The following is a 12,736-nucleotide window of genomic DNA, read 5'->3' on the forward strand; positions in this document are numbered from 1 at the left end:
GTCAATACCATTCTCTCGGTTTAAGGTTTATATACTTTTCGCTTTCAGACCCTTTCAGAGCTTAAAAGAAGGTCGCTAATTGCCGTAAAAATAAAAAGGAGGCTTAATTGAATGCCTATACCCGTTTCGCCTTTTGCCGATAATATCCTCTCACAGTTTGAATTTGAATGTCTCTTTTTCAATGATTTTTTCCTTCAATGGCCTTGTTGTTAGTTCGTAGGCAAATCCCGCCAGGTCAACGAGGGCACCTTGAAGCTCGTAGGCGGTTACGTCTATTATCTCTGGCTCTATTATAGAGATCGCAACGGGAGCGTACTTAGCAGTCAGCTGGAAGAGGGTTTCAAATGAAGATACGAGCTCCAGAGCGATTAGAATGTACTTCCTTCCCCTGTTTTCCTCCTGAACCTTAGTGACCAGCTTGTTTATCTTACACCCTTCGTACTCTAGTCCCTTTGCCAGGCCTATCTTGACTTCTTCCTCATCATTGCCGTAGGCCTCAACGACGAAGCGGTACACTATCATTCTCTCGTTAAAGATGAACTCTTCGATCTCGTCCCTTGTGTAGCCGATTTTTGGCTCAGGCAACTCATCAAACTTTGGGTATGCCGCCAGCGGACCGAATTTTTCCATGAGCTCACCCATCATGTACGATACCTTGCCTAGTACTTTCATCAGTTCTTCAGCTGTTATCTCAATCTTCCCAGGGGATATTATGTCCACCACTGCTGGAGCGTACTTTATGGCGGCTATTGTGATGGCCTCCAGCGTCCCCTTCAGTCTGGCCTCTATCATTCCGGAGTATTTCAACGTTTCCGTTTCTGAGTTCTCAATGACATCTTCCATCTTGAGATCGACTATCTCCAGACTCTTGTCCCTTCTGAGTTTCTCAGCAGTCTCCTTCAGAGCGCTTTCTAAAACTTTCTTGTCGTTGCCAAGACCTTCGATGTAAAATATAACCTCGATCTCGTCCAATTTCACCACCACATCCAGTTATATCGCTTTTTTGTGTAGGTCCCGACTATGGGAATGGGCTCACCGCAGTATTTGCACTTCCCATCCTCGATTTTGTATTCGGTTATCTCAAATCCCCATCTAACTATTAAAGGTTTGCCACATCTGGGGCAGTACGTGTTCTCGCCCTCATGGCCTGGGACGTTTCCGATGTAGACAAACTTTAGGCCCTCTTCCTTAGCGATGCGGTAGGCCATCTCGACGGTCTTGATGGGCGTCGGCGAGAGGTGGTTGAGCTTGTAGTGCGGGAAGAAGCGCGAGAAGTGAACCGGTGTATCGTCACCGAGGTTTTCCACCACCCAGCGGGCGAAGGCGCGTATCTCTTCCTCATTATCGTTGAGCGTCGGGATTATTAGGTAGGTGAGCTCCACGTGGATTCCGTATTCCCTCTTCGCGATTATCGCCGTCCTCCTGCTCGGCTCGCCGCTTGGGACACTCGCTATCTTCATGTAAAATTTATCGTTGAAGGCCTTTATGTCTATGTTCATGGCGTCTATGTATGGGGCGAGCTCCCTGAAGGGCTCCTCGTTGATGTAACCGTTGGTTATCATGAGGTTGTAGATTCCCTCCTTCTTGGCAAGCCTGGCAGTATCGAGGACGAACTCGTACCATATCGTCGGCTCGTTGTAGGTGTAGGCTATGCTCTCGCAGCCGTAGCGCTTCGTTATCGCGACTACCATCTCGGGTGTCATATCGTGAAGGTAGGGAAAGCTTTCATCGGCCTGGCTTATCTCCCAGTTCTGGCAGTGCTTGCAGTGCATGTTGCAGCCGACCGTGCTTATCGAGAGGGCGCAGGAGCCCGGCCAGAAATGGAAGAGCGGCTTTTTCTCGACCGGGTCGGTTCCGATTGCTGAGACTTTACCGTAGTTGAGCGTGTAGAGCTTTCCACCGATGTTCTTCCTAATCCTGCAGGAGCCGCGCTGACCTTCGTTGATGATGCAGTTGAGGGGGCAGAGCTTACAGCGGACCTTTCCTCCCTCAAGCGGCTCCCAGTACATGGCCTCTCTCATGGTCTCACCGTTTAATAGTTCCATCACTCACGTTTAAGCTTTCCGTAGAGGTCGTAGTACTCGCGCATGGTGAAGAACCTTGCGCCCTGCGACCTGTAGTGGTCTATGATCATCCCTAGGAGCTCGATGGCCTTGTCCCCTGTGTTGAACCTGCAGTCCCACCTTATTTTCTCCTTCTGCATCGGCACGAACTCCCAGGGGTGGGCGAAGTAAACCCTTGGCTCCTTGAGGCGCGAGTGGATTATCCTCTGGAATCTCCAGGGGAGCCTTATCACGGAGCTCGTCGTCGAGGCAGGCACCTCAAGAACGTTCCCGAAGAATTTGACGCCTTCCCTGTAACCTTTGTAGGTTGCCTTGGACGAGTCCACGAGGATTCCGTTCTTCTCCAGTACATCATAATAGTAGTTGGGGAACTGCAAATTGGGTGCGCGGAACGAGACGACGTCGTCGAACCCCCTCAGAACTTCAAGGGATTTCTCAATGGCTTTTCTCCCCTCGTCCCTGCTCAGCTTATCGAGCCTCTCGTGGTTGTAGTTGTGACTCCCGAGCTCGTGTCCCTCATCGATGACGCGCTTCACCAGTTGGGGAAAGCGCTTTGCCATCTCCGCCGTGAAGAAGAACGTTGCTCTCACTCGCTTCTCCGCCATCAGGTCCAGGAGTTTTGGAAGGCCCTTCTCCATGCCCCGCGTTGTGGTTAGATACGGCGGGCAGTCATGCTCCACATCAAATGTTATCGAGACCATCATCAGCCGATCCTCCTCATCAGCTTGTAGGCGAGGTAGAGCCGATCCACCTCGTCCCTCATGTCCATCGTCATGCGGTAGACACGGAGGATTCTTTTCAGAACGACCTCCCAGGAAAACTCCTTCTCGACTCGTTCCCTTGCCGTCATTCCCATCTCCACGAGCATCTCCCTGTCCTGAAAGGCCGTTGCCAGGTTCTCGGCCATTTCCTCCTCGCTGACCGCGAGAAGGCCGGTCTTGCCGTTTAGAACCATGTCGGAGAGACCGCTCTCATTGCGCCCTATCACGGGTCTTCCTGTAGCCATTGCTTCAAGTCCAACCACCGGGAAAGCCTCCAGAATGCCGGGCATCAGAACCAGATCGGCCGCCCAGTAGAGCGGGAGCAGCCTTCCCCTCTCCATGAAGTCGTAGAGTTCGGTTATCTCCCCAATACCTGTCTTCCTCAGATTTTCCTCTAGGACGGGCCTCATCGGTCCGTTTCCAATCATGACGAGCTTTACCTTCTTCTTTGGCAGGTTGCTCCTTCTGAGGGCATCCCTGACCATGAAGGGTATCCTGTGGGCCTGCTTCCTCTCGGTCATCCTTCCGAGGTAGAGGATTACTATCTCATCTTTCACCCCCAAGTCTCTTCTCGCTTTATCCCTCTCCTCGGGCTCCGGCGGGCGCCACTTATTGACGTCTATCCCGTTCGGAACAACCACGACGGGGCGGCCGTTCAGTTTGCTCCTTAGAAGGTTGCGGGTGTCATCAGCCACAGGTGTGCTGACCGCGACGAAGGTGTCTATTCTGTCGAGGTTACGCCTCACAAACGCCCCTATGAGAGAATCGAGCGGCGGCTTCCCATAGAACGAGTGGTTGGTGGCGACGACGGGCACCCCTCTAATGCCCCTTGAGAGCTTTGAAACCGCAACGGAGAGGGGTGAGTAGATGCTGTGAACATGAGTGATGTCAAAACCGACTTCCTTGTAGAGCTCGTTTATTCCCCGAAGCTGGTCAACCCCAACGCTGGTGTGGTATTTTTTGAAGTAAATGGTCGATGGGAACCTAGCCACCCTATAGGGGAAGCTGTCCACATAGGGTTTCATGTAGCGGTAGTCGTGGGTTATGACGTAGGGTTCGTGACCGGTGAAGAGGAGGTTACGTGCGAGCTCGTCGATGTGGGATTCGATACCCCCCACCTTGGGATAGAACCAGTCGCTCGCTATTGCGATTTTAAGGCCTTCCATATTTCAACCCCTCCGGAGGTGAGCAACACTGCCAGTCCGACGAGACTGCTTGCTACATAGGAAACGAAGCGCTCCAGCAGGGTGACGGAGAGGGCGATGGCCATCGGGATGCCGAAGTAGGTGAGTGTCCCTATGAGGCCGCCCTCGATGATGCCGATCCCGCCGGGGGTGAAGGCTATGAGACCGAAGAGCAGGTTGGCTATTGAGATGACGGCTATCAAGCTCCATGGAAGATTGAGGCCAAAGGCCATTGTAATGAGCTTCAACCGGGTCACGTCGAGGAGCCAGATGCTCGAGCTGAGGAGTATGGCGATCATGTTGAGGTTGTGCATCTTTCGCAGTGAGGTTATCTTCTCCATTTCCTCCCTTGTAACCTGCGTCCTGAAGAGCCGAAGGGAGAGCCTGACGAAGGAATCCCACTTTATCCATATCAGTGCTATTCCCGCTATCCCCAGGAGGACCAAGGGAAGAGGCTCGCCGGAGGAGAAGTAGCTCATACCAACGAGGAAGAGGGCAAAGACGGGGATGGTCTCGAGTGTCCTCTCGTAGACTATGCTCACCGCAGAAACTCCCACCGGGATGTGGGCTCTCTTTGAGACCCATGCCATTCTGAGGAGTTCCCCCCCACTTCTGCTGAGAGGGGTGACGTTGTTCATGAATATCGAGGCGAGTATGGCCTTCACCAGCTCTTTGAGCGGTGCGTCCCTCCCGATGCCGTTGAGGACGAGCTTCCACCGGATGCCGTATATGACGACGCTGACGTAGTACGTTAAGAACGCAAGGGCTAGGTACTTGAGCGACGCGCTACTGACAATTGAAAAATATTGCTTCATGGAGCTTGCAAGGCTCTCAAGCATAGCCACGACCTACCCTAAGTTCCCGATGGGTTTTAAAACGTTATCGGAACAACGTTCTATATTTCCCTTTTACTCCTTTCTCAAGGTGCTCCCAGCCCAAAAGGGGCATCTCCTGCCGTTTTTCCCCAGTGGTAATGTACACGCCACTGCCCTCAAACGTCCTGCCGATGGCCGTGCAGTCAATTTTCAGCCCTTTGAGGACTCTCTCAGGCACGGTAAAGACTATCTCGAACTCCTCGCCGCTGGCGAGCGCGATCTCCACTGGATCCACTCCCAGAAGTTCCGCCGCCTCGAAGACCTCTCTCCTTATGGGCAGCTTTTCTGCGTCGACCTCAATCCCCACCCCGCTCATCTCGGCGAGGAGGTGCAACTCTTTACTGAGACCATCGCTGATGTCTACGGCCGCGCTGGCAACGCCGCTCAGCTCAACCCCCTCCTCGACCCTTGCCCTCGGCTCAAGGAGCTTCTCGTATAGGGCTTTTTTTGTCCTCTCGGAAATTTCGAGGTTTCTCTTCCACGCGAGCAGCCCGGCAAGCGCTCTACCAATGTCCCCCGTAACGCACACAAGCTCTCCGGCTCCCGCGCCCGACCGGGTCAGGAGCTTTCGGGTCTTCCCGAGGGCTATACCGTCGATTATCAGGTCGTCGGCCTCATTGGTGTCCGCACTGATGACTGGAACGTTGTAGAACTCCAAGGCTTTTCCTATGCCCTCCGCAATCCCTTCAAGGTAGCTTCCCTCTACATCGGCGGGAACGCCGAGGGAGAAGAGAAAACCTATGGGCCTTGCTCCCATAGCCGCAACGTCGCTCACGTTCATGGTTACAGCCTTAAAGCCAACCTGCTCGGGCGTCATTATATCCGGAACATCAGTTTTCCTCACGAGCATGTCGTTTGTAGCAACAAGCCATTCATCGCCGAGTCTAATGGCTCCTGCATCGTCTCCGAGCGGAAGGTCGCCCTGTTTCCTAAGGTGTTTGAGGAAGAGCTCTATTATTTCCGATTCCCTCAAGGTTTCACCCCCAGAAACTCCGTTATGCTCCTCTGCTTGGGTTTCTCCTCCGCTGGAAGCTCGACCTCAACGCTCTCCAGCTCGTCTATGGAAGCGTTCCTTATCTCCTCCGGCAGTCTAATCTCTCCGTATTTGCCGCCACCGCCAGGGATGATTATGAGCTTATCGTTTCTGTAGGCCCACACCGCCTTGGCCACATCCTCGTGAACCTGAGCCAAAGTTTCAACAGGAACATCAACGAGAACCCTTATCTCGCTCCCGAACTCCTGCAAAAAGCGCTCCCAGATAATCCTGACCGCCTTCGTCTCGACGCCCTTCCCGATGACCATCGCTATTATCTCCGCGAGTGGTGCGAGGTGAATGTAGGGCGGCCTGTCCTTTGGCCTCTCGTTAGTATCGGCCAGCTCAAGGATTCTGTCATGAACGCCCTTCTTTATCCTGCCTCCACAGCGGGGGCACTTCCAGTGAAAGGCCTTGGCCTCCTCAAGGCTGTACTTCGTGTAACAGCGCGAGCAGGCCGTCAGGTGATACTTACCAAGGCGAGGGTCGAGGCCCGCGTTGAGGACTATCCTCCTGCCGCCGCGCTTCAGGATTACCTTTCTGATTTCCTCAAAGGTCACTTCTTTTACCTCAAAGCGGTTGAACTCCCTGCCAAGCCTGTGGGGCATCGGTGAATGTGCGTCGCTGTTGCTGAGGTAGGTAAGCTTATGGTGGGCCTTTATCATGTCAGCCATCTCGCTGTCGGCTGAGAGGCCCAGCTCAAGGAAGTGGATTTTGGCGCCGCCGTAGGCCTCTTTAAGGCTGTCGTACTCCTTGTAGAGGCTCGTCCAGGGTGTAAAAGCGTGGGCAGGCCCTATCAAAACGTCCAGCTCGTTTGCAAGGTCTGCTATCTCTCCAGCTGAGAGGCTCAGGTGTGGCCGTCCTTCCGTCTCAATATCGCTCGAATAGGGCTTCAGTCTTTCCCGCATCTCACGGACGGCCTCTATGGCCGGAAAGATTAAGACGTGGTGAACCCTTCTATTGTCCTCAACTTCAGTCGTAAGGAGAAACCTAATTCCGTTCCTCTCGTAGGTCCCCTCGTCGACCTTTTCTGTGTATTTAAGCAGTTCCTCCTCCCACTTCGGGTTCAGTATGTCCCCGGTTCCAACCAGGCCTAGACCCTTGAAGCGGGCGTTTTCAGCCAAGTTGTGAATCGTCATTGCCTTTGAGACCGCCTTTGAGTAGCGCGAGTGAATATGAAGGTCGGCATCAACCTGCATAGAACCACCTCAATCGATATACATTCCCTCAAGCCCGCGGTAGTAGGCGCGGTATATGTCCCTTTTGGTGACTACGCCAACGAGCCTTCTGCTCTGAGGGCTCTCCACGACAGGCAAGAGGTTCTGGTCATAGGCCATAAGCTTTTCGAGGGCATCCTGAGCCGTCTCGGTTGGATAAGTGATTCCGTAGGCCCTTTTGAGGAAGCGTTTCACCCTCATCCTCTTCATCGAGCTGGACTTTTTGAGGATGTCCTTGACGCCGATAACTCCAATGACTTCCATCCTCTCGTTCACCACTGGGAAGCAGTCGTGACCGGTCTCGCCTATCAGGTGCTCAACATCGAAGAGCGTCATGTCCTCTGTAACGTACACCGGGTTTTCGGTCATTATCTCGCCGACTGAGATTGTCTCAAGGATGACCGGCTTCCCGGTCTTTATGTGGTAGCCCTTTCTGAGCAGTTTGAGGGTGTAGATTGACTCGCCGCCCAGGAAGAACCTAGCCGTCAGGAAACCCATCGTTGCAGAGGTCATGACCGCTGGCAGAACCGCGTAGCTCCTCGTGAGCTCTGTAACCATGAGTATCTGCGTCAGTGGCGCCTGCGTCATACCGCTGAAGAAGGCGGCCATTCCAGCCAGGGCGTAAACTGACGGGTCGGCCTGCAGGGAGGGGAGAAGAAGGTTGATGGCTTCCCCGAAAGCCGCTCCGAACATCGTCCCTATGTAAAGACTGGGAGCAAAGACGCCACCACTCTGGCCGGAGCCTATCGTTAAGGCCGTTGCCAGCATCTTGGCAAGCCCAAGCGTGAGGAGAAGACCTATTCCCAGCTTCCCGTAGAAAGCGAGCTTCATCCCATCGTAGCCAATTCCAAATACTCCGTAGCCCGGAAAGAGGAAGCTTATGAGGCCAACTCCCAGTCCACCGAGGAAGGGCTTTGCCCATTCCGGAATCTTCGAAGCCGAGAACCTGTCGGAGACACCGTAGAGGAAGCGGGCGTAGAAAGCGGCGAGGAGGCCGAGGATTATCCCGAAGATAAAGAAGAAGGGAAGCTCAACAAGAGTGTGGCCAAGGTTGGCCGGTATCTCCACCTCGAACGCCTTATTGAGAAGGGCGAGCGTTACGGCGTTGCCCGTTATCGCCGAGAGAAATATCGGAACGAGGTTTATTGAAAACGCTCCCATGTAGACAACTTCCAGGGCGAACATCGCTCCGGCGAGTGGTGTGTTGAAGGTTCCCGCTATTCCAGCGGCCAAACCGCAGGTAACGAGGAGCTTCTTCATCTCCCTTGATAGGCCGAACCACCTGGCGAAGATGGACGTTAAGGAAGCTCCGATGAACCCTATCGGCCCCTCCCTGCCCACGCTCCCGCCGGAGCCTATCGTTATCGAGGTCGCCACTATTTTGGCTACCGCGAAGCTCCCGGGGATGTTCCCATTCCTGAAGACAACGGCCTCTATCACCTCTGGAATGCCGTTGCCCTTGATTTCGGGATACCGCAGGACTATAAAGCCAACGATGAGGGCTCCAGTTGCAGGGATAAGGATGTAGCCGAGGTTAAAGCTTCCGGCCTGGAGGGTCACGAGGGACAGAACCTTACCAAAGAAGAACTCATGGGTGAGGGAGATAAGGAACCTGAAAGCTACCGCTCCAAGCCCGCCGATTAGGCCTGCCATGAACGAGAACACCAGAACCTCCGCCCATTTCCTGAGGTAGTGTTTCCTCCGGGCCATCGAAGTTCCCCAATGGGATACGATGGGAATACTTAAGCTTTTATACCCGACATCCAAACTAGGGACGGTGAACGCTGTGAAGGTTGAAGGATTCGTTGCCTCTCTCAAAAACGCCGAGACAATTGGCGAGCTGTTCAAGATACTCGGGGAGAAGGGCGCTCCGATTGTGGAACTCGACGGTCAGAGGTTCCTCATCGTTGTCGAGGGCGACTTCGAGGGGAGGAAGTTCTGGACCGAGATAAACGGCGAGAAGGCCAACCAGGCCCTCGGCGATGCGATGCTGAACTCGTCAAGCTTCCCCTTCAAGTGCAAGAGGCCCTACACCGGTGGAAACGTCATCTTTGTGAACTTCGACGACATCGAGGTTGAGAAGTTCCTGGTTGCATACCGCGACCCGGACTACGGGATTTTCTACCTCGTCGAGAACGGTGACGCGAAGGAGATAACGACGGAGGAGTACGAGAAGCTTCTCCCCGAGATGCCGGAGTTCAAAATAAAGAGCATGAGCGAAGAGCAGATGGACATGATGGGGGCCTTCTTCGGGTGAAGGGAATAATATAGAAACAGGGGCTCACTGGGAGCCCTTTAGCTCCTTTATCTTCTCCTTGGTTTCCTGGATTCTCTCAACTTTCTTGCTGGCTTTCGTCGCTTTTGCTTCCTCGATTTCCCTCCTGAAGGCCCACTTAAGGAGAGGCGGTGTTATCAGGACTGATATTGTAATGAACATCAGCGTCGCCGCTATGAACTCCTGCGCGTGGTCTGGGCTTATGGCACCACCGTGGATGGCCACCATCAGGTCAACGAGTGCAACCTCAGTCCTCGGGACCGAACCTATGCCCATCTGGAGCGACATCCAGAAGTTCTCTTTCGTGAAGAGAAAGTCCTTTCCGCGGCCCCAGGCTGTTATCCAGGCTCCAAAGCCCCTGCCAATTATTTTTCCGAGCACCGCTATGGTAGTCATAACAGCGGCCAGTATCAGCGCGTTGGCGTTCTCAAAGACAGTCAGGTTGAGCATCGCTCCGGTGTGCACGAAGAAGAACGGTATCAGCAGGCCGTAGCCTATTGCCCTGACGTCCTCCATGAGGCGCTTTCCCTCAGGGAGCTTGGAGAGGATAAGGCCCATCATAAAGGCACCTTCAATGGCCGCCGCAAACCAGCCCTCGGCTAAAGCCGCGAAGAGGAACATCATTCCAATGGTCATTCCAAGGATCCCCTTCTCGACGTGGAGCCTCTCGGCAAACCTGATGTAGTAGTCTATGAAATACCACCCAAGGACGCCGGTTATTATGAAAAAGGCCACGATTTTAACGCTCAGGTCTATCAAACTGCCGCTTCCAACCGCGAAGATAACCAGGGCTATGCCGAGGAAGTCGTCCATGACGCTCGCGCTGAGGGAAGCCGCTCCAACCTCGCTCCTGAGAACGCCTAAGTCCATCATCACCCTGACGGTCAGGCCTATGCTCGTGGCAGTCAGGAGAACGCCGCCGGCGAAGGCCTCTCTACTCGGATAGCCCATGGCTATGAGGGCGTACCAGCCGAGGATTAACGGAACGAAAACTCCCAGGAGGGTGGATACGGTTGCGGTAACGCCGGTTTTCTTCAGCTGCTCTACGTCGGTATCGAGGGCACCGAGAAAGAGAAGGAATATTATTCCCAGCTTTGCCAGGAACTCGGATATCTGGGAGACATCTGTGGTAAAAGCCTGGCCGCTGACGATGGGCAGGTACTGGGGAGCAACGAAACCGAAGTAAACGAGGTTTCCGAGGAGCATACCCATTATCAGCTCGCCGAGAACGCCGGGGAGCTCAAAACGTTCAATTATGCTGTCCCCTATTTTAGCCAGGATGAGGGCAATACCGATCGTCGCCAGAAGCCATGCTACTCCCTCCATTGGGCACCACCCACCCTCAAGAGCCTTAAGAACTCGTCTATCAGTATCCTCAGGCTCACTTCACCGACCAGCTTTTCTCCCTCAACAACCGCCAGAACCTGGGCCTTATACCTTCTCATTTTGTTGAGGGCATCAAGCACTGTGGCGTCTTCTTCTATCGTGAGCGGGTGCCTGTCGGCGACGTCCTCAGCCTTGGCGGCCCCTCCGAGGAGGGATTTCAAGCTTTTGCTCGTCATCCCAAGCTTGAACCTGTGGGATTCGGGGGGGAGGAGTATGTCGATTACGTCAAGATACCTTATAACTCCGACCAGTTCCATGCTCTCCCTGTCCTTGACGACCCACACGTGGTGCCTGGCTCTTAGGACTTTTAGAACGCTTAGAAGGTCAGAATCTGCAGTGACGATGGGCATCATAGTCGTTGGGGGTATTATCTCGGCCAATTTCATAGAGTGAAACTTTTCAAGTGCTGCCTCAACGTCCATAATCACCACCGGGCTAAAAATTTGAAAAAAGTCCTCTTAAGGGTTTCTGAATCCTAAAAAACAGAAAAGCACAGAAGAATTCACCCTTCAACGGATGCGTGACCAGTAAAAAGAAAAGCTAGCGGCCGAATTTGGCCACGGCACCGATGAAGTAGAAAAGCAGCTTCGCGGCGGTTAGCGCGGTGGGGTCCCCCAGCCCTTCGCCGGCTACTTCCATTATGTCAAAGCCGGCTATTCTCTTCTTTTCGGCAAGCCACTCAATGGCCTCAACGACATCCCAGAAAGCCAGGCCACCGGCCTCGGGCGTTCCGGTTGAGGGAACCATCGAGAGGTCAAAGGCGTCTATGTCAACGGAGAGGTAAACCGGGTCCGGGAGGGAAGAGACCAGGTCAACGAAGGCATCAAAGCTGTAGTCCCTCGCGTGAACCCACCGTATTCCGTTCTTTTCGGCGAACTCCACCTCCTCCTTCGTCCCACTTCTTATTCCGAACATCGCCTCTTTAACGCCGAGCTCGCTTATCCTCCTGGCAACGCAGGCGTGGTTGTGGGGGTTGTCCTCGTAGCTGTCGCGGAGGTCGAGGTGAGCGTCGAAGACGACGTAGCTCTTCGGTTTTAACGCTTCAACGGCACCGAGGGTCTGTGAATGTTCACCGCCAAGAAGGATGGGAAGGGCACTTGGATTGGCCCTCTTTATCTCTTCAATCGTCTCGCGCACCCTATCAGCGGTTTTCCTGGGATCACCTGCAACAACTGCAACGTCACCTATGTCCGCTATCGGAAGCTCAGCTATATCGATGTCGTAGTCGAGGATGTAGCTCTCGAGGTTCAGCGTCGCGTGCCTGATGAGAGTCGGGCCAAAGCGGGCTCCAGCCTTGAAGCTGGTGGTACCGTCAAAAGGAACGCCCACGATTATGAAATCAGCACTTTCCGGCTCGACCAGGGGGAACTCAAGCTTAAGCGTCTCGTAAGTATAAAGGAAGTCCACAGTCTCACCTCCTCTTGAGGTAGAGAAGACTCCTTAAAAGGTTTCAGAATCAGGGAATTAAATAGAGAATAGAAGGGATCACTCGCCCTTGAGCTTCATGATCTTTATCCTGCCGAGGGTCTCCCAGTACTCAACGTTTATGCCCTCTTTGAGCTGGTCCTTGATCTCGTCGGCGACACCGGTCTCGATCGGGACGTCGAAGAGCTCGTAGGTCTCCATGTCCATGATCTGGACGGTGTCCGGGGTCATGGCGATAACCTGAGCAGTCCTCTTGTCGATGATCGGAACCTCAACCTCAGCGCTGGTGGGCTTGACGATGCTCCTGACCTTGCCGTCGAAGATTCCAACGGCCTCAATTCTGGCCTTGGCGGAGCCGTGCTTGCCCGGCGAGGAGACGGTTATGTTGCCTATCCTGCAGGGCTCACCGTCGATGAGGATGTACCTTCCCGGCTTGAGCTTGCTGACCTGAACCTTGGTCTTGTCTCCCATTTTTCAAACCTCCTATAAGCGTTCTAAGACCGATTGGGAGGGGTCT

At 53.9% G+C, this 12,736-nt stretch carries 13 protein-coding genes; 1 reads left to right on the forward strand and 12 read right to left on the reverse strand.

All coding sequences use genetic code 11. From position 1 onward, the window contains the following. Positions 1–150: 150 nt before the first annotated feature. The 8 genes from A3L08_RS05765 to A3L08_RS05800 are packed head-to-tail and all read right to left on the reverse strand — an operon-like array spanning position 151 to position 8,843. Positions 151–978 (reverse strand): hypothetical protein, encoded by an 828-nt coding sequence (locus A3L08_RS05765; RefSeq protein ID WP_335755197.1) that lies wholly within the window; start codon positions 976–978, stop codon positions 151–153. Next, on the reverse strand, positions 975–2,021 hold the full coding sequence (gene amrS, locus A3L08_RS05770) for an AmmeMemoRadiSam system radical SAM enzyme (protein ID WP_088854112.1): 1,047 nt from the start codon (positions 2,019–2,021) through the stop codon (positions 975–977). Before amrS ends, A3L08_RS05765 begins: the two co-directional genes overlap by 4 nt. 23 nt (positions 2,022–2,044) lie before the next feature. After that, a complete protein-coding gene (locus tag A3L08_RS05775; RefSeq protein ID WP_088854113.1) occupies positions 2,045–2,767 on the reverse strand; it encodes a polysaccharide deacetylase family protein in 723 nt (240 codons plus the stop codon). Further along, positions 2,767–3,990: a glycosyltransferase family 4 protein gene (locus tag A3L08_RS05780; protein ID WP_088854114.1), complete on the reverse strand. Its 1,224-nt coding sequence runs from the start codon at positions 3,988–3,990 to the stop codon at positions 2,767–2,769. Before A3L08_RS05780 ends, A3L08_RS05775 begins: the two co-directional genes overlap by 1 nt. Continuing rightward, positions 3,966–4,847 carry a lysylphosphatidylglycerol synthase transmembrane domain-containing protein gene (locus A3L08_RS05785; RefSeq protein ID WP_088854115.1) on the reverse strand — a complete coding sequence of 294 codons (882 nt, stop codon included), beginning with the start codon at positions 4,845–4,847 and terminating at the stop codon, positions 3,966–3,968. The genes A3L08_RS05780 and A3L08_RS05785 overlap by 25 nt, the downstream gene beginning before the upstream one ends. 40 nt (positions 4,848–4,887) lie before the next feature. Next, positions 4,888–5,856: a thiamine-phosphate kinase gene (locus A3L08_RS05790; RefSeq protein WP_088854116.1), complete on the reverse strand. Its 969-nt coding sequence runs from the start codon at positions 5,854–5,856 to the stop codon at positions 4,888–4,890. Next, entirely contained in the window at positions 5,853–7,115 is a 1,263-nt protein-coding gene (locus tag A3L08_RS05795; RefSeq protein WP_088854117.1) for a TIGR00375 family protein, read from the reverse strand. Before A3L08_RS05795 ends, A3L08_RS05790 begins: the two co-directional genes overlap by 4 nt. A 9-nt stretch (positions 7,116–7,124) precedes the next feature. Further along, complete coding sequence (locus A3L08_RS05800) at positions 7,125–8,843, reverse strand: chloride channel protein (protein WP_088854118.1); 1,719 nt, start codon at positions 8,841–8,843, stop codon at positions 7,125–7,127. A 76-nt stretch (positions 8,844–8,919) separates the two neighbouring features. Here A3L08_RS05800 and A3L08_RS05805 point away from each other — a divergent pair, with 76 nt between their 5' ends. Further along, on the forward strand, positions 8,920–9,390 hold the full coding sequence (locus A3L08_RS05805; protein ID WP_088854119.1) for a hypothetical protein: 471 nt from the start codon (positions 8,920–8,922) through the stop codon (positions 9,388–9,390). A gap of 24 nt (positions 9,391–9,414) precedes the next feature. Here A3L08_RS05805 and A3L08_RS05810 read toward each other — a convergent pair whose 3' ends face one another. The 4 genes from A3L08_RS05810 to A3L08_RS05825 form a co-directional block, all read right to left on the reverse strand. Then, positions 9,415–10,734: a cation:proton antiporter gene (locus tag A3L08_RS05810; RefSeq protein ID WP_088854120.1), complete on the reverse strand. Its 1,320-nt coding sequence runs from the start codon at positions 10,732–10,734 to the stop codon at positions 9,415–9,417. After that, entirely contained in the window at positions 10,722–11,216 is a 495-nt protein-coding gene (locus A3L08_RS05815; RefSeq protein ID WP_088854121.1) for a CBS domain-containing protein, read from the reverse strand. The genes A3L08_RS05810 and A3L08_RS05815 overlap by 13 nt, the downstream gene beginning before the upstream one ends. 118 nt (positions 11,217–11,334) lie before the next feature. Further along, entirely contained in the window at positions 11,335–12,201 is an 867-nt protein-coding gene (speB, locus tag A3L08_RS05820) for an agmatinase (RefSeq protein ID WP_088854122.1), read from the reverse strand. A 78-nt stretch (positions 12,202–12,279) separates the two neighbouring features. Continuing rightward, positions 12,280–12,690 (reverse strand): translation initiation factor IF-5A, encoded by a 411-nt coding sequence (locus tag A3L08_RS05825; protein WP_088854123.1) that lies wholly within the window; start codon positions 12,688–12,690, stop codon positions 12,280–12,282. Positions 12,691–12,736 lie beyond the last annotated feature (46 nt).

Origin of the sequence: Thermococcus pacificus (genome assembly GCF_002214485.1) — an archaeon.
Taxonomy (GTDB): domain Archaea; phylum Methanobacteriota_B; class Thermococci; order Thermococcales; family Thermococcaceae; genus Thermococcus; species Thermococcus pacificus.

What these genes read in the sequence shown, in the direction of transcription:
- A3L08_RS05780 (WP_088854114.1), bottom strand. Translation starts at nt 3,990, where the DNA reads ATGGAAGGCCTTAAAATCGCAATAGCGAGCGACTGGTTCTATCCCAAG.
- A3L08_RS05800 (WP_088854118.1), bottom strand. Translation starts at nt 8,843, where the DNA reads ATGGCCCGGAGGAAACACTACCTCAGGAAATGGGCGGAGGTTCTGGTG.
- A3L08_RS05815 (WP_088854121.1), bottom strand. Translation starts at nt 11,216, where the DNA reads ATGGACGTTGAGGCAGCACTTGAAAAGTTTCACTCTATGAAATTGGCC.
- amrS (WP_088854112.1), bottom strand. Translation starts at nt 2,021, where the DNA reads ATGAGAGAGGCCATGTACTGGGAGCCGCTTGAGGGAGGAAAGGTCCGC.
- A3L08_RS05785 (WP_088854115.1), bottom strand. Translation starts at nt 4,847, where the DNA reads ATGCTTGAGAGCCTTGCAAGCTCCATGAAGCAATATTTTTCAATTGTC.
- A3L08_RS05810 (WP_088854120.1), bottom strand. Translation starts at nt 10,734, where the DNA reads ATGGAGGGAGTAGCATGGCTTCTGGCGACGATCGGTATTGCCCTCATC.
- A3L08_RS05825 (WP_088854123.1), bottom strand. Translation starts at nt 12,690, where the DNA reads ATGGGAGACAAGACCAAGGTTCAGGTCAGCAAGCTCAAGCCGGGAAGG.
- A3L08_RS05795 (WP_088854117.1), bottom strand. Translation starts at nt 7,115, where the DNA reads ATGCAGGTTGATGCCGACCTTCATATTCACTCGCGCTACTCAAAGGCG.
- A3L08_RS05775 (WP_088854113.1), bottom strand. Translation starts at nt 2,767, where the DNA reads ATGATGGTCTCGATAACATTTGATGTGGAGCATGACTGCCCGCCGTAT.